The organism is Seonamhaeicola marinus (genome assembly GCF_008085455.1).
In genome coordinates, this window is record NZ_VSDQ01000545.1 from 1 (window position 1) to 426 (window position 426).

Annotated in this window: 1 pseudogene; it reads right to left on the bottom strand. The window is 27.9% G+C overall.

Annotated elements, in window-relative coordinates:
- Window positions 1-258, bottom strand: a pseudogene (locus tag FUA24_RS08185) (nitrite reductase (NAD(P)H)); the annotation flags it as partial.
- Window positions 259-426 lie beyond the last annotated feature (168 nt).

The following is a 426-nucleotide window of genomic DNA, read 5'->3' on the forward strand; positions in this document are numbered from 1 at the left end:
GGTTCTATTAATATCGGCAACACGTTCACCGGTTATTAATTCAATACCATTATCTGCATACCATGTTGCTGGTGCCATTTCTAAGGCCTTAGCGTTTTGATTTTCAAAAAATTCGCTTAAGTGAACTCTATCATAAGCAGGTCTTGGTTCTTCACCAAAAATGATGATTTTAAAATTTTCAGCATTTTCTTGAGCTACAAATTTTTCACAAAATTTATAACCAACCATACCGTTACCAACTACAATGATTTTTTTCATATCTAAGTATTTTAAAACAAAACTAAGTAATTATACTTAATTTTAGTTCAAAATTGAGTATGAAAATTGCGAAAGCCTTCAATTATTACCAATTTGATAAATTGAAGGCTTTCAAATTATTTATAAAGCAAAAATGCTATAATATTTTTTACTGAAATTACATTTTAG